The sequence below is a fragment of the Paenibacillus sp. MAHUQ-45 genome (assembly GCF_058133325.1).
Map to the genome: position 1 here is coordinate 547454 of NZ_JBYUPV010000001.1, position 12978 is coordinate 560431.

Annotated in this window: 20 protein-coding genes, 2 tRNA genes and 1 pseudogene; 15 read left to right on the forward strand and 8 right to left on the reverse strand. The window is 47.6% G+C overall.

Annotated features, from left to right (window positions below; translation table 11 throughout):
* The first annotated feature begins 79 nt into the window (after nt 1-79).
* The 7 genes from pyrF (at nt 80) to AC3Y23_RS02405 (ending at nt 4381) form a co-directional block, all read left to right on the forward strand.
* The gene (gene pyrF, locus AC3Y23_RS02375; protein WP_379195213.1) at nt 80-853 is read left to right on the forward strand and encodes an orotidine-5'-phosphate decarboxylase; all 774 of its coding nucleotides are present in this window, start codon (nt 80-82) and stop codon (nt 851-853) included.
* Entirely contained in the window at nt 850-1491 is a 642-nt protein-coding gene (gene pyrE, locus AC3Y23_RS02380) for an orotate phosphoribosyltransferase (RefSeq protein ID WP_379195215.1), read from the forward strand. Before pyrF ends, pyrE begins: the two co-directional genes overlap by 4 nt.
* Before the next feature lie 305 nt (nt 1492-1796).
* Nucleotides 1797-3347 (forward strand): extracellular solute-binding protein, encoded by a 1551-nt coding sequence (locus AC3Y23_RS02385; RefSeq protein ID WP_379195217.1) that lies wholly within the window; start codon nt 1797-1799, stop codon nt 3345-3347.
* Between the two features lie 58 nt (nt 3348-3405).
* Nucleotides 3406-3639, forward strand: coding sequence for a hypothetical protein (locus tag AC3Y23_RS02390; protein ID WP_379195780.1), 234 nt, complete (start codon nt 3406-3408; stop codon nt 3637-3639).
* Nucleotides 3640-3720: 81 nt separating this feature from the next.
* A tRNA-Met gene (locus AC3Y23_RS02395) sits at nt 3721-3797 on the forward strand.
* A 45-nt stretch (nt 3798-3842) separates the two neighbouring features.
* A tRNA-Ile gene (locus tag AC3Y23_RS02400) sits at nt 3843-3916 on the forward strand.
* 180 nt (nt 3917-4096) lie between these two features.
* On the forward strand, nt 4097-4381 hold the full coding sequence (locus AC3Y23_RS02405) for a hypothetical protein (protein WP_379195219.1): 285 nt from the start codon (nt 4097-4099) through the stop codon (nt 4379-4381).
* 83 nt (nt 4382-4464) lie between these two features.
* On the opposite strand, the pseudogene AC3Y23_RS02410 reads toward AC3Y23_RS02405, so the two are convergent.
* Nucleotides 4465-4653, reverse strand: a pseudogene (locus AC3Y23_RS02410) (YHYH domain-containing protein); the annotation flags it as partial.
* A gap of 86 nt (nt 4654-4739) precedes the next feature.
* Here AC3Y23_RS02410 and AC3Y23_RS02415 point away from each other — a divergent pair.
* Nucleotides 4740-4985: a hypothetical protein gene (locus AC3Y23_RS02415; RefSeq protein WP_379195221.1), complete on the forward strand. Its 246-nt coding sequence runs from the start codon at nt 4740-4742 to the stop codon at nt 4983-4985.
* 135 nt (nt 4986-5120) lie between these two features.
* Here the strand turns inward: AC3Y23_RS02415 and AC3Y23_RS02420 are convergent, their stop codons facing one another.
* From AC3Y23_RS02420 to AC3Y23_RS02435, 4 genes are all read right to left on the reverse strand, one after another.
* Nucleotides 5121-5483, reverse strand: coding sequence for a hypothetical protein (locus tag AC3Y23_RS02420; RefSeq protein WP_379195223.1), 363 nt, complete (start codon nt 5481-5483; stop codon nt 5121-5123).
* Nucleotides 5484-5578: 95 nt separating this feature from the next.
* On the reverse strand, nt 5579-5752 hold the full coding sequence (locus AC3Y23_RS02425; protein WP_379195225.1) for a hypothetical protein: 174 nt from the start codon (nt 5750-5752) through the stop codon (nt 5579-5581).
* A 108-nt stretch (nt 5753-5860) separates the two neighbouring features.
* Complete coding sequence (locus AC3Y23_RS02430) at nt 5861-6355, reverse strand: ImmA/IrrE family metallo-endopeptidase (protein WP_379195227.1); 495 nt, start codon at nt 6353-6355, stop codon at nt 5861-5863.
* Nucleotides 6356-6544: 189 nt separating this feature from the next.
* Complete coding sequence (locus AC3Y23_RS02435) at nt 6545-6721, reverse strand: YjfB family protein (RefSeq protein ID WP_379195229.1); 177 nt, start codon at nt 6719-6721, stop codon at nt 6545-6547.
* A 194-nt stretch (nt 6722-6915) separates the two neighbouring features.
* Between AC3Y23_RS02435 and AC3Y23_RS02440 the strand changes: the two genes are divergently transcribed.
* Nucleotides 6916-7068: a YjcZ family sporulation protein gene (locus AC3Y23_RS02440; RefSeq protein ID WP_379195231.1), complete on the forward strand. Its 153-nt coding sequence runs from the start codon at nt 6916-6918 to the stop codon at nt 7066-7068.
* Between the two features lie 55 nt (nt 7069-7123).
* Here AC3Y23_RS02440 and AC3Y23_RS02445 read toward each other — a convergent pair whose 3' ends face one another.
* Nucleotides 7124-7558, reverse strand: a complete 435-nt coding sequence (locus AC3Y23_RS02445; RefSeq protein WP_379195233.1) for a DNA-entry nuclease — start codon at nt 7556-7558, stop codon at nt 7124-7126.
* Nucleotides 7559-7693: 135 nt separating this feature from the next.
* On the opposite strand from AC3Y23_RS02445, the gene AC3Y23_RS02450 reads away from it, so the two are divergent.
* Nucleotides 7694-7858 (forward strand): hypothetical protein, encoded by a 165-nt coding sequence (locus tag AC3Y23_RS02450; RefSeq protein WP_379195782.1) that lies wholly within the window; start codon nt 7694-7696, stop codon nt 7856-7858.
* Between the two features lie 89 nt (nt 7859-7947).
* Nucleotides 7948-9432 carry a glycosyl hydrolase gene (locus AC3Y23_RS02455; protein WP_379195235.1) on the forward strand — a complete coding sequence of 495 codons (1485 nt, stop codon included), beginning with the start codon at nt 7948-7950 and terminating at the stop codon, nt 9430-9432.
* 94 nt (nt 9433-9526) lie between these two features.
* Here AC3Y23_RS02455 and AC3Y23_RS02460 read toward each other — a convergent pair whose 3' ends face one another.
* Nucleotides 9527-10015, reverse strand: coding sequence for a PH domain-containing protein (locus tag AC3Y23_RS02460; RefSeq protein WP_379195237.1), 489 nt, complete (start codon nt 10013-10015; stop codon nt 9527-9529).
* Between the two features lie 179 nt (nt 10016-10194).
* Between AC3Y23_RS02460 and AC3Y23_RS02465 the strand changes: the two genes are divergently transcribed.
* Entirely contained in the window at nt 10195-10755 is a 561-nt protein-coding gene (locus AC3Y23_RS02465) for a hypothetical protein (RefSeq protein WP_379195239.1), read from the forward strand.
* A 216-nt stretch (nt 10756-10971) separates the two neighbouring features.
* On the forward strand, nt 10972-11307 hold the full coding sequence (locus AC3Y23_RS02470) for a YolD-like family protein (RefSeq protein ID WP_379195241.1): 336 nt from the start codon (nt 10972-10974) through the stop codon (nt 11305-11307).
* A gap of 11 nt (nt 11308-11318) precedes the next feature.
* Here AC3Y23_RS02470 and AC3Y23_RS02475 read toward each other — a convergent pair whose 3' ends face one another.
* Nucleotides 11319-11477: a hypothetical protein gene (locus tag AC3Y23_RS02475; RefSeq protein WP_379195243.1), complete on the reverse strand. Its 159-nt coding sequence runs from the start codon at nt 11475-11477 to the stop codon at nt 11319-11321.
* Nucleotides 11478-11760: 283 nt separating this feature from the next.
* Here AC3Y23_RS02475 and AC3Y23_RS02480 point away from each other — a divergent pair, with 283 nt between their 5' ends.
* Both AC3Y23_RS02480 and AC3Y23_RS02485 read left to right on the forward strand, forming a co-directional pair.
* Nucleotides 11761-12444, forward strand: coding sequence for a M15 family metallopeptidase (locus AC3Y23_RS02480; RefSeq protein ID WP_379195245.1), 684 nt, complete (start codon nt 11761-11763; stop codon nt 12442-12444).
* A 75-nt stretch (nt 12445-12519) separates the two neighbouring features.
* Nucleotides 12520-12915: a WGxxGxxG family protein gene (locus AC3Y23_RS02485; RefSeq protein ID WP_379195247.1), complete on the forward strand. Its 396-nt coding sequence runs from the start codon at nt 12520-12522 to the stop codon at nt 12913-12915.
* Nucleotides 12916-12978: the final 63 nt, after the last annotated feature.

The window sequence follows — 12978 nt, forward strand, 5'->3', positions numbered from 1 at the left end:
CGTCCCGCCATGACCGGGCCTTGAAGTAGCTACAATGCGGTCCTCGTGGATAAGGTGAAACTGGATAGGAGCGGTGGTTATGGCTTATGAAAAAGAGCAAGAGGTGAAGCCAGGACAAGATGCTGCGTGGTCAGACATGGCCAAGCGGTTGATGATTGCCCTGGATTACCCGGATGTAGACAGTGCAAGACTGCTTATGGAGAAGCTGGAAGGCATTCCATGTTATATGAAAGTCGGCATGCAGTTGTTCTATGCGGCAGGACCGGAGTTCGTACGAGAGCTGAAAGGCCGGGGCTACTCTGTATTTCTGGATGTCAAAATGCATGATATCCCGAACACAGTAAAAGGCGGAGCAGGCAGCATCACAAGGCTGGGCGCTGATATGTTCAACGTGCATGCCGGAGGCGGTAAGGCGATGATGGCTGCAGCTCGTGAGGGGGCAGCCGCTGCGGTTAGCGCTAATCCAGAGCTTGATATGCCCGTAATTATTGCGGTGACCCAACTGACCAGTACGAGCCAGGAAGTTATGAACGAGGAGATTGGCATTCCAGGTGTTGTTGGCGATACAGTAGTGCATTACGCCAAGCTGGCTGCGGAAGCAGGCCTTGATGGCGTTGTAGCATCCCCGCAGGAGTCAGCAGCTATTGCATCTGCCTGCGGCCCAGATTTTCGCACAGTGACCCCTGGCATCCGGCCAGCTGGGTCATCCATGGATGATCAGACGAGAGTCCTGACACCGGGACAAGCGATCCGGCAGGGCAGCCACTATCTCGTAATCGGTCGGCCGATAACAGCAGCATCTGATCCGCGTCAAGCAGCACTAACAATTATTGAGGAGATGATTCAAGCGTGAGCCAATTTTCAAATAAAAGTGAACAAGTCGCTTCGTATTTGCTGGAGATCGGTGCGGTAAACCTGCGCCCGCAGGAGCCTTTTACCTGGACTTCAGGCATTAAGTCACCTATCTACTGTGATAACCGTCTGACCTTATCGTATCCAGAAGTTCGTAACTATATCGCCGATGCTTTTGCCGAGCTGATTAAGAGCCGTTACCCGGACGCTGAGGTGATTGCCGGAACAGCAACAGCCGGTATCCCGCACGCGGCTTGGGTAGCTGACAAGCTGAATCTGCCTATGGCATATATCCGCGACAAAGCTAAAGGCCACGGCAAGCAGAACCAGATCGAGGGTCTGATTGCTCCCGGGCAGAAGGTTATCGTCATCGAGGACCTGATCTCCACTGGTGGCAGCTCCATTAAGGCTGCTCAGGCGGTTCAGGAGGCCGGTGGCGTGCCACTGGCGGTGCTGGCTATTTTCAGCTATGAGCTAGACCGAGCCACACAAGCGTTCACCGCTGCAGAGATCCCGCTGCAGAGCTTGTCCAATTACACCACGTTGATTGATGTCGCACTGTCTCAGAGTAAAATTGCTGCAAGTGATGTGGATCTTCTGCATTCCTGGAGAAAAGATCCTGCGTCCTTCGGAGTATAAAGCATACTTAAAGTCCCTCGCCTTGGTGCGCAGGGACTTTTTTTAAAATAGAAGAATTTATATGTTTCCGCTATAAGTCATCCTTATATTTCTCACTGAAACGGATACCGTCTCTTAGCGGACGGCGAAACCGTTTCTATTTGTTCCAAATTAAGGTGATTCTATTAAGGATTCGTTGTCTAACTTTAAATTTGCTGTAACTTTTCCCTATGCTATAAGCCTATATAATACATAAAGAAGGAATGGATGATTACTCCAGTAATCAGGGTCTAAGTATGTTTAAGTACGTTCAGGAGGGGTATCTAGTGAAATTTAATATGAATACAATTAACAAGAAACGAAAGTCGATTCGTCGGGTGAGCCTTGGCCTCTGCGCGGCATTGCTGCTACCTTTGGCGTCATCAAGCTTACATACAGCGTGGGCGGAGCCGGGGAAAGATCAAGTTCAGCAGAAAGAGCGAGTGCTACGGATCGGCAGCTTGTGGAGTGGAGAAGACGATACTTATTTTCGTCAACAGTTTACAGATCTGTATGAAATGAAGCACCCAGAAGTCAAGCTTGAGATTGTGCCTGCTATAGACAGCGCTGACCTCCGTTTCACTCCTGGTTCACAGGCAGGCGCCGAAGGCAACCTGGAGAGCTTTCGCAAGCTTATGGGCGGAGATAAACCTGTAGATGTGATTGTTGGGGACAGTAAGCTCATTAAGAGCCTGAGAGATCATAATATGCTTAAGCCGCTTCAGCCACTGATTGACCGTGACCACTATGATATTAGCAATATGGCTCCGACTATGCTGGATGGTATCCGCGAGTTGGGCGATGGCAATCTGTTTGCTTTGGCACCAACCTTTAACTCCAGTGCTTTGTATTATAATAAAGCTATTTTTGATAAAGCCGGATTGCCTTATCCAACGAATGGAATGACTTGGGATGAAGTCTTTACACTTGCCGCGAAGGTTGTTAATGCTTCCAAGATGACCAAGGTGTCGGGTCATCCCGACAGCGGTATCTACGGATTCTCCATGAGCCGTTATTCCAGCGATCCCTTCTGGGATATGCTGAGCTATATATCGCCGCTACAGCTGACCATGTACGATAACAAAGGCGAGAAGATGACCGTCAACAATCAGCAGTGGAAAAAAGCATGGACTACTTATAGTGAACTTGTGCATAAGGGGATCATTCCCGGGCTAGGCAGTACTCAGTCTGTCGGTAACCCTGAGAGCAATGGATTCAATCCACTTGAGGGAGAGCTGTTCGCGACAGGCAAGGCTGCTATGGTCATCGGGGAGTATGGCTATTTGAAGGAATTGGCGGATATTGAGCGAAATGCGGCCCAAATTCCCAACTACAAGCTGGTGAATTGGGGCATTGTGAGTGTCCCTTCGTTTGCGGAGAAGCCAGGGGTGTCATCTGGCACTTGGCTCGGTAATATGATGGCGATCAGCGCTAATGCTTCCAATCAAGAGGATGCCTGGGACCTGATCAAGTTCGTTAACAGTAACGAGGTGGCGAAAATCAAAGCCCATAACTCTTACGAACTGACGTCCCGTAAAGACTACATTACTTCCAGTCAGCCAGGTCTGGATTTGCAGGCCTTTTATACACAGAAGCCACTTCCTGCCGGTGATCCCGCTATGGATCAACTGGAGGCGCAGAAGCCGGGGATTACCCAAATTAGCGATGCCGGTCGACAATTGTTCATCGAAGTGTATAACGGCCGCCAATCCGTAGATCGAGCTCTGAAAACTTGGGAGTCTCAGGGCAACAAGATGCTTGAGAAGCTGAGAAAATCGCCCTCGTCCACCTTCGATCTGGAGGATGGCTGGATTACGCAAGGTGCTGTAAGGAATTAATCTGTAGTTATTCCAAATAAAAGCTTTAAAGCCGCCGGGGGTCCCGGCGGCTTATTTTATGAAAACTGGGTATGATAAGCTCATGAAGGAATCCCATTATTATGCCGACAAAGGAGTCGAATACATCATGAACTGGATATACTTCGCCAAGCTGTTCCGGACCCGGTTTCAGGCTGGATGTCTGGCCAAACGATTAGAGCAAGACGGATGGATCTACGGTTATCATGATCCGCGTTTCGTGGAAATTTACCGCTCCCGCAAGGGAAAGTACGGGGTGCGTTTCCTCCCTTGAGAAGTTTTTCTAAATTCTCTTGACTTATAGGTGCTATATAATGTATATTAATTATTGTCGCTGTTTGAATTTAATGACTGACGCGGGGTGGAGCAGCCCGGTAGCTCGTCGGGCTCATAACCCGAAGGCCGCAGGTTCAAATCCTGCCCCCGCAACCAATCTTATTCATCCTCAGCACTCCTAAATACGGATATTTTAGATCCGGGCCCTTAGCTCAGTTGGTTAGAGCGGTCGGCTCATAACCGATTGGTCGGGGGTTCGAGTCCCTCAGGGCCCACTTCGCCAAAACCCTTACATTGTAAGGGTTTTTTGCTGTTTATTTATAAGTTTTGCATAACTAAAAAAGGCTTAGTAATAATGTTGATCTAATAGTAAAGCATCACATTTTTCCTCGAAGAAATATAGATGCCTGTTGCGTATGTGGTAAAATATAACTATTGGAAAGGTGGTGATTCATATGTTGGAAAGAGAAAAAAAAATTTCTGGCGTGCTTACCTGGATAGGGATTGTTATTATAGCAGCAGGGTTTATTCTTGGTTTGATGTTTGGGAGAGAGAATGTGGGCCTATATAGTGAGACATATGAACAACTGTGGTCTTTGACCCTGTTATATTGGGCTGCGGGTCTTGTTTCGGGGATGTTTTTCATCGGTTTATCCGAGATCATAGAACAATTACATAAAATTAATTCAAAATTAGGAAAAGAGCCAGAGAAAGACGAGCTACGTTTATTAAGCGATTAATCGGGCCCTGGCAACTCATTTAATTTCATTTACTGAGGTGCCAGAGTTGCACAGAATCAGTGCTTTTTCTTTTTAGATCCACTGCTGTGATAGTGGTACTCTCCTTTTTTCAATCCCCACTTCTCGCAGTTTGTGCGGCAATAGTGACCACCATTTGAATCGGTCCGACCTTGGTGGGCACTGGCCAGCGCAGGTGTGAGTAACAGAATTATTGATAGGGATAGCGGGAGTATTACTTTTTTCACGCGAAAATCCTCCTGATTGAGTAATATTTTAGATATAGTCTAGCAGAACTAGGTAAATATTACTATAATATTAGGAAAATGTTGACAGGAATCAGACAATCTGGTGAAAGCATATGGGTTACATAAAAGCTTTAGAGGTGGATGGTGAGCCCATGCTGCATAATCAGGAGTTTAAAGTATATATTATAACCTCTGGTGATATTCTACGGTTTATTGTCTTGGAGATCGTGGTCGGAACGATGGCGTATTCCATAGCCATGAAGTTGTTTCATAACGTGATTTTGGCGAGCGCGGGAGGCTGGGCAGGAACAGAGGGAATCAAGCGGTTGACGGGTGTTTTAAGAGCAATAGCTAAGTGATGGGGGTGGCTTGTAGAATGCCACAAAATAAGCACCTTGCCGATAAGGCGAGGTGCTTTGATGTAGTCAGGCCTATGTATGGGTAGGATGGACATTGTATGATGTCTGCTTACAGCGTAGTGTCGGTAAAATTAGTTAATCGTAGATTTTCTTATCCAGATACGTGATTAGAAGCTCCGCCAAGGCTCTTAGTTGCCTGGGGTTATTTTCTTGAGATATCGCTTCTTGGATGCGGCTGATTGTGATTTGACTGGCTTTCTCTCTGCTAGCTTCCTGATCTACCGGGGTACCGGTTATATTTGGTTGCAATGTATGGGACACGCTCTCGATCTCCGTAATCGGAACCCAGAGTGATTCTTCCTCCGTCTGTATCTTGATCATTCGGTAGGTCAAGGCTTCCGCTGTGCCCTGCAGGTTCCCGCCATTCAATAAAACGAGGTTGATACGTTCGTTCTTTGCCACTGCAGCTTGCAAGTTCTGACGTACTCCTTTATCCATTAAGTTGCCCCCATAAATTAGTCTGTGTCAATTATACCCATATTATGATTGGTATAACAACCATCAGCCGGAGGCGATCCATGGTCATACAGGTCTTATAGAATTACACCATCTTCCTTGGGTTCTTGCAGCAGAATAGAGAAGGTCTGGGTCTCGTGATCCACTTCAATCGTTTCGATTCCCACAAAATCAGGTATCTCGGGGTGTACTGCATCAACATTGTATTCGGGATGGGACATTAATAAGGCAATGATTTTAGTGGCTTCCATAGGGATTCCTCCAATGAGATCATTCTGCCATGCAACAGGGGGCGGTTAACGGCTTGGTGATTCAGTTATTGGTATTATCCCCGCGAGTCGGACTGAATATCAGTGGGATTAATTTGCTGGGGACATAACCGCAAGCAGTTGGCCTTGAAATATGCGTCTTTGTATTTGATCGATCCGCTGGACAGCCAGTTCATTCGGGACTTGAAACATAGCTGCCAGGTAACGGATGGCCTCTCCACGATGCTCCGGCAATGGCAGGCGCGAGATCATGGAGTATGGCATGGAGGCATACAGAATGAAGCGGTCGGATTCATCCTCCTGATCTTGAGTGAAGATCGCGGGCATCAGCGTACGCCTGCCGGAATGGCGCAGCAGATGGCAGAGAGCGTGAAGAAACTCCAGGCGCTGCATGCTTGCTGGCAGACGGTTATCAATGAACATGCTGTACATTCCGGCGGATGCCTCAACAGCCTTACTTCTAACATCGAGGTAATGAACCCAGATATTCAAGCGCTCTGAAATATACTCAATGGAGATTTGCGAAGGCTGCTTTATCTGGAGTCTGTTGTATAAATCCTCTGTCCATTTTTCCAAAACAGTCATTTGATAGTAAGATTTCACTTTATCCACCTCATTATAGGATCGTATGTTCGTATTATTGACCAAAAGAAAAGCCCGAAGGGCTGTGAAAAAGCAGGAAGGCGGAGAAAGCAGGGGTCTGCTTTCCGCCTGATGCCTTTTGAAATTTTAGAAAAGGGAACTAATGTTCTTGTGAAGACTAGCATAAAACATTCAGACGCGAATATCAAGTGTTTTTCCTAAGTTCGGATGAACGCTTTGTTCAAGCATTTGCACCAGATTCTGGGACTGAGTTTCTGCTTGATCCTTAGCAATACTTAATACTTGTATACCCACGGCCTGGGCCAAGGATGCTTGGCTCATTGAAGTAGATAATGCTGCAATATCCATATCGCACCTCCTCCTATAAGCTATATCGACAGGGATATTCTTTTTTATAAGCAGGCAGGATGCACAACAATTGTTCAGTCAAGGCCTTGATATAATTGTCACGCATTTCTTTACCTGTTGGCCCATACCTTCAGGCGGAATTTCACATATTCTGAGCTGTATTCAATATTCATCATTCTAAGGAGGAAATTTAAATGGGTGCAGGATATGGTTGCGGTTGTGGAAATGTTAGTCCGGTAAATGAAGCTCCTGTCGTCTCTCCGTGTGTAAGTCCTTTTACTTCTACAGGTGCTATTCTGGTTCTCTTCATTCTGTTGGTTATTATCACTAAAGCCTGTTTGTTCTAGGCTAGCCTTATCGGACTGTTCCCCCCCTGGCCTTGGCCGGGCGGGGGTTATTTCATTACTGGAACATAAACTCAACACGAACCCCGTCCGCATATCCTTCCAACTGATTGCCAACCCAACTTCCGGCACCGCGGTTGTCGCTTGGCGATATGTATTTAATATCTGCGCCTTCTCCGCCTTCCTTGCACATCGCCATCGGCCATTCGTCGCGGTCGTAGCCCTTTTTGGTAGGAACGCCCTTTAAAGAGAGGCGGCGGTTATTCTCTGCTTGCTCACGATCGATTGTACATATGGCGGACTCACCTTTTGCAATGGCTTCCTGAATATGCTTGGCTGTCTCTGGATAACGATCCGAGGGAAAGACCAACTGAACAATTTCAGAATCGGATGGGGATGATGGCGGGAACTGTCCGTCCTCTTCATACCAGTAAGAACCTAGAGCTAGCAGTGCAACAATGATGAGACTGCCGATTAATTTACGTAACTTCACTTCTGCTCCTCCTTTTTCTGCGATTCAATCAGTATAGCGTATTTCGAATTATAGCGCGATTCTCTATAATTAGGAGAAGGTGTGGCGTTAGCCACTTATATATGCTTGTAAATCTATGTGATGGAGGGGTTCTTTGTGATGATGACGGGTTTTGGAATCTTTGGTCTGCTGTTTTATTTGTTCTTTTTGGGTTGTGGAGTGTATGCATTTATCCTGTTCATTAAGCTGGCAACTCGCGGGATCAGGGCACTGGATTTGTATATTGCTGACAAAATCGAGCAGAGAAACAGCAGATTCTAAAGACAGGCTCTTTGTTCTGTACATTGGCCGCGTCCTTGTGCAGGGCCTTTTCATACTATGTACCACAAGTACTAGGGTGGTGAGGGCTAGTGGAACAAGGGATGCTATGGCAGCTGTTGGATTCGGCATCACGGCTGGTAAACGATGTACAGTGGCAGACGGCGTTCCGGAATTGGGTCATGACCCCGGCTAATCCGGATTTGACGGCTCCTGCCCGGACGCTTCTGAGGACGTTATATGCTTTGCAAGGCACGGGAATTATTAACGGACAGCATGATTATCTCGAAAGCCCGGATGAATTCAATAACAAGCTGAAGACGACTGGGGGACAGTATGCCGGGCTTCATGGTTATGAACTGGGGGCCATCAACAACCAGTCGCCTGAACTGATCCGCAGCCAAAGAGACGGGGTAGTCGCCAGTGCAATCCGCTGGTATCAATCCGGGGGAATTGTAGCTCTGACCTATCATGCTCATTTGCCTGGAACAGCTCCGGCTTGGTCAAATGTATCTATGAATCTGAGTAATGCAGAATTCGATAAATACGTAACCCCTGGCACTCCCCAGAATGCTGCATTGCTCGCCGATCTCGATGATGTTGCCTTGTCTTTGCACAAGTTAGCCGATGCTGGCGTTCCTGTACTATGGAGGCCATATCATGAGATGAACGGCGGGTGGTTCTGGTGGGGACGCAAGAGCAAGTTCATCACACTTTGGAATCTGATGTTCGATTATTTCACAAAGACCCATAAGCTCAATAATATATTGTGGGTGTGGAGCCCCAATGCAGACGGAGATGGAGTCGACGCACTGGAAACCTATTATCCGGGTGTGGCGAAGGTGGATATTCTGGCGCTCGATATTTATAACGGAGAATTTAAGGAAGAACTGTATAATCGGCTGTGGGATCTTGGACGGGGCAAACTGATTGCAATTGGCGAGAACGGCAAGCTTCCATCATCTGCATTGCTTGCCAAGTCACAGCGCAGGTGGTCTTACCTGATGACTTGGGGCAAGCTTCTCTATGAGAACAATACGGAGGCAGCAATTAAGGATTTTATGAATGCCAGTTTCACCTTCAATAGGAGCGAATATACTAAGGCTTTTGCAATCCAAGCTTCCAGGCCTGAGGGTAGTCCGGCAATCCCTGTCAGTGGTCTGCGAGGAGAATATTATAACAATATGCTTCTTAGTGGAATGCCAGCTTTAGTACGGACAGATGCCAATATTAACTTCATCTGGAGACAAGGCACGCCGGACCCGGTAATCGGTGTGGATTTCTTCTCTGTACGCTGGATCGGAAAGCTTAGTGCGACTTATAGTGAGGGTTACACGGTGTACTCTTCATCGGACGATGGCATCCGAATCTGGATTGACGGACAGCTTGTTATTGACAGTTGGATCAAGCAGAGTGGACAGGAGCGGAAAGGAAGTGTCAATCTGATCGCCGGCAAGCTGCATGATATCAAAGTAGAGTTCTTTGAGAATCAGGGTGATGCGAAGGCCGTGCTGATGTGGGAGAGTCCGAGTCAGGTCAAGGAGGTTATCCCGGCAGTGGCGTTTTTTCTCCCTTAATGTGAAGTGATGCGGAGTTCTATATATATAAGTGAACGAGGGAAAAGCCCCGAGAAATCCGGGGCTTTTTGGTCTGCAGCAAAAGCGTATAGGATTAGATCTGTTCGCGATAGCTGATATTATTGACTGTTTTCTCATCACGTACTGCTTTGCGCAGCGCATCCTTCACGGTATGGGCACCACGGATCTTGCGGAACCACAACTGAGGCGATGAAGCATCATCGGAGAAAATTGTCAGTGTCCCTATACCAAGCATGCGATCCGGAATGGATTGAGAGACTCCCAGGTCACGAATTCGCAGCAGCTCGATTTCTTCGATATTTTTACCGATCAGGCCTGTCTTTACTATAATTCTTTGGCTTGTAATCGTATAGGTGGTCGTATTAAGGCCCACAAGACCCTTCAGTCGGTCGGATATGCCGGCAGGCTTTCCTTCCCATAGTTTGATTTCCTGAGCAGGCGTCAGGTCTCGCAGCATGCGCTCGGCTGTTGGTGAAGCTCCCCCGTTCAGCGCGGTCCCACACTCTCCGCAAAATTTAGCTGTTTGCTTATACTCTGTTCCACAGGCTGTACAATAAGGCATCGAATGAACCTCCTCTCCTAATAAACATTTATTATATTTATTATTATACTGCTTCACCCGGTCATTGGTTGCACTCATAGCAGGAACGTATTTTTTTGCATTTTCCCCCGTTTTACATTAATTTCATTTGCACTTTACAATAACCGACATTATTCTGTTATGTGGGGGGAATGTAAACGATGAAACGAGCTTGGCTAATAGGGTTGATTGGGCTGGTTCTAATGCTCTCAGCCTGCAGCTATAATGATTCTGCTTCAACCGCGGCGTTGTCTGAGGAAGAAGTTAAGGAATCTGTGCAAAATTACTACAATGAGATGTTCAAAATTGAACAATTAGGGAAGTCGTCACGGGAGCAATTCAACAAGACGATCGCCGCTTATTCGGCTGGGAACGCTACTTCCAAGGAGATGGAGAAAGCCATCGCCAAATTCAAGGATACGGCTACTAGTATTTCATCTCAGGCGAAAAAGGTTGAAATTTCCGACCGCCTGCCGGATAAAGTCAAGAAGCTGCTGGATGAGGCCCAGATTGCTTTTCAAAGTGCCTATTCCTTAAAGGAACAAGCTTCAAAAGGTGCCGATTCTGCCGATGTGTCTGCCGACGAGTTCAACGAGCTTAATCAGAATGCTGATATCGCTATGTTATACGGTATCTCCAAGCTGAACGAAGCCAGAGTGGCCACTGGACTTTTGGAGCCGGATAAGGATGCGGATACGAAGGCAACCACTGATCCAAAGTGATAACTGGAACGGATTCGAAGAGTGTTAATCAATAGGACAACCTGCCCCCATATTTGGGGATGATGATAAAAGGCGTTGCACAGTACAGCTGTGGGCGCTTTTTTGCGTGCAGACTGTCATTTTTTCCATATTGATTAAAGGACTTGGCTATGGATATAATACAAACATACGTTCGTGTTATGTAGGGTTATTAATTGAACACAAGGAGGCTAGGCAATGGGTAAGAAGCTGGAAGGAAACGGATTATGGGAGAGCAGTCGGATGATGCTGCCGGAGCACAAGAACCGGATTATCAGCGATGAACGGGAGACGCTGCGCCGCACCCAGCCGGTACTGGATGAGCAGAAGCAGGAGGAGATTGAGAGCGCCCTGGCGCTGTCTCTGCGCAGTCATGTGCGCGTCACGGTGATTCTGTTCGATCCGTTCGAGAATGAGGCCGTGAGCGGCTTTGTGACCTCCATTCACACCCACTCGCGGGAGATCAAGCTGCAGTGGGCGGAGGAATGGAAGTGGATTCATGTAGACCAGATTGTAGAGGCCTATATCGTCTAACAAGCTACTGCCTAAGTGCGTGCTCCTGTACTTTTTTCATAAGCGATCAAGGTTACAGTGGGGTTGCCAGTCAGTTCGGCAAGGGCAGCTTCCGCGTTCCGGATAATCTCAACCGCTTCACCTCGTTCGCTTAATGTGGCGATTTTGTAGCTGTCGCTATGGATGTCCATGACAAATCTCCTTTCACTGTTGTATAAGATACCTATTTAGGTTGTCCTTATAGACGGGAAACATCCAGATGCTGAAGCGATAAAAAGGTACAATATGGATTTATAAGCATCACTATATGAGAGTGTAAATTTCTTAGATGGAGTCCCGGACGGTTGTCCGAGGGCTCTTTTTTCGTGGGAAAGAGACGTGTGAAAGTATTGAACTGCAAACGGTCCAAGCATAGGGGTATCTGTACAAGCAGAACAGAAAAATCGGACATCTACTATACCAGGGGGTGAAGATATGCTGACTTTGGACGTGGTAAAAAGCAAATCGACCGCTTCTCTCGCCGGGCTGAATCCAGCCGTGTTGGCCGGAGCAAATACACTGATCGAGCGCAGCTTTGCCAAGGGCGTGCCGATTATCATTACCCAGGGACTGCGGACTATTGCCGAGCAGAATTCTCTCTATGCACAGGGCAGAAGTAAACCGGGGAACATCGTGACCAATGCGCGCGGGGGATTCAGTTATCATAACTATGGATTGGCGATTGATTTTGCTCTGTTGCTGCCAGATGGGAAGGGCATTTCCTGGGATATGAACCGTGACGGAAACGGCAACAAAATAGCGGACTGGCAGGAAGTGGTGCAGGAGGCCAAAAAGCTGGGCTTTGAATGGGGAGGGGACTGGACTTCCTTCAAAGATTATTCCCATCTGCAGATTGCTTATGGACTTTCAATTGATCAATTGCGGGCAGGCCTCCGGCCGTCGGCAGAGCAGATCAAGGCTGCGCTTAACGTGATCAATGGAGGTGACAACGTGAACAAAGATGTGAAAGTAAGCATCGTTCTGAATGGCAACAAGCTCACAGACGGTGTTCTGGATACCGGCATCACCTATGTGCCCGTGCGGGCGCTGGCGGAAGCGTTGGGAGCGAAGGTTACGTATGATGCTGCAAGCAAGACCGTGAATATTGTTACGGGATAGCCGCTTTGGGACTGTATAGAAAATAAGGGATGAGGGGAAATTATCAGCAATCAAACTACAAGGGGGCAACATATCTTGAATAAGCTGATAACAAGCCTTATCTGTACCGCTGCATTGTCCATGACACTGCTTGGCACCGGTTATACAGCCGAAGCTGCCGGAGTCGACGGGGTGGGCGATACCACGCGCAATACAGGCACCATTAGAAATGACGCGAACCGTATGCATCCTAATGGCAGTATGATCAATGGAACGACAGGAACGAACAGAGGTAACAACAACATCCTGGACAACAACGTTCGGACTGAAAATAACCACAGAATAGCTCCGTTGTCCACCACGAACCAGGACGGCACCTATCGGGCGACCAGCACCACTAGTACCGGAACCGGGTCAAACTGGGGCTGGTTGGGACTCATCGGCCTGTTGGGTCTGGCTGGCATGAGAAATCGTACTGGAGAGCGCAGCTAAGTAGAAAAAAGTAAGAGCCGAGCGCTTGCAGGCGTGTGGGAATAAAGCTGATTTTATTAACGT

What these genes read in the sequence shown, in the direction of transcription:
- pyrF (WP_379195213.1), top strand. Translation starts at nt 80, where the DNA reads ATGGCTTATGAAAAAGAGCAAGAGGTGAAGCCAGGACAAGATGCTGCG.
- AC3Y23_RS02420 (WP_379195223.1), bottom strand. Translation starts at nt 5,483, where the DNA reads ATGGATAAAGGAGTACGTCAGAACTTGCAAGCTGCAGTGGCAAAGAAC.
- AC3Y23_RS02415 (WP_379195221.1), top strand. Translation starts at nt 4,740, where the DNA reads ATGGGTTACATAAAAGCTTTAGAGGTGGATGGTGAGCCCATGCTGCAT.
- AC3Y23_RS02435 (WP_379195229.1), bottom strand. Translation starts at nt 6,721, where the DNA reads ATGGATATTGCAGCATTATCTACTTCAATGAGCCAAGCATCCTTGGCC.
- AC3Y23_RS02480 (WP_379195245.1), top strand. Translation starts at nt 11,761, where the DNA reads ATGCTGACTTTGGACGTGGTAAAAAGCAAATCGACCGCTTCTCTCGCC.
- AC3Y23_RS02405 (WP_379195219.1), top strand. Translation starts at nt 4,097, where the DNA reads ATGTTGGAAAGAGAAAAAAAAATTTCTGGCGTGCTTACCTGGATAGGG.
- AC3Y23_RS02465 (WP_379195239.1), top strand. Translation starts at nt 10,195, where the DNA reads ATGAAACGAGCTTGGCTAATAGGGTTGATTGGGCTGGTTCTAATGCTC.
- AC3Y23_RS02475 (WP_379195243.1), bottom strand. Translation starts at nt 11,477, where the DNA reads ATGGACATCCATAGCGACAGCTACAAAATCGCCACATTAAGCGAACGA.
- AC3Y23_RS02470 (WP_379195241.1), top strand. Translation starts at nt 10,972, where the DNA reads ATGGGTAAGAAGCTGGAAGGAAACGGATTATGGGAGAGCAGTCGGATG.
- AC3Y23_RS02460 (WP_379195237.1), bottom strand. Translation starts at nt 10,015, where the DNA reads ATGCCTTATTGTACAGCCTGTGGAACAGAGTATAAGCAAACAGCTAAA.
- AC3Y23_RS02440 (WP_379195231.1), top strand. Translation starts at nt 6,916, where the DNA reads ATGGGTGCAGGATATGGTTGCGGTTGTGGAAATGTTAGTCCGGTAAAT.
- AC3Y23_RS02425 (WP_379195225.1), bottom strand. Translation starts at nt 5,752, where the DNA reads ATGGAAGCCACTAAAATCATTGCCTTATTAATGTCCCATCCCGAATAC.
- AC3Y23_RS02390 (WP_379195780.1), top strand. Translation starts at nt 3,406, where the DNA reads ATGAAAACTGGGTATGATAAGCTCATGAAGGAATCCCATTATTATGCC.
- AC3Y23_RS02430 (WP_379195227.1), bottom strand. Translation starts at nt 6,355, where the DNA reads ATGACTGTTTTGGAAAAATGGACAGAGGATTTATACAACAGACTCCAG.